The 296-nt window shown below is 68.2% G+C and carries 1 pseudogene; it reads left to right on the top strand.

Features of this window, described 5'->3' with window-relative positions:
- Positions 1–265 (top strand): annotated as a pseudogene (locus ACGWYJ_RS39100) (hypothetical protein); the annotation flags it as partial.
- Between the last annotated feature and the right edge of the window lie 31 nt (positions 266–296).

Raw genomic sequence — 296 nt, 5'->3', positions numbered from 1 at the left:
CCTGGGCCATGTCCTGATCCGTCCCGTCCGCGCCGACGAGCCCGACCCGCCGGTCGCGGTGTTCCCCGGCTGGCTGCGCCAGCGCATCGAGGCGGTGATCTGGACGCTGAAGAACCAGCTCGGCCTGGAACGCCACGCCGCCCGCACCACCGAAGGGCTCTGGGCACGCGTCTGCCAGCGCATCTGCGCCCTCAACGCCGCGATCTGGCACAACTGGCTCATCGGCGCACCCGTCAAGCGCTCCCTGATCGCCTACGACCACTGACCAGCACCAACATTTCCCATCAACGATCTAG

The organism is Actinomadura sp. SCN-SB (genome assembly GCF_043906805.1).
Taxonomy (GTDB): domain Bacteria; phylum Actinomycetota; class Actinomycetes; order Streptosporangiales; family Streptosporangiaceae; genus Spirillospora.
Note: the sequence above shows the minus strand (reverse complement) of the source record. Positions and strands in the feature narration are given on the sequence as shown.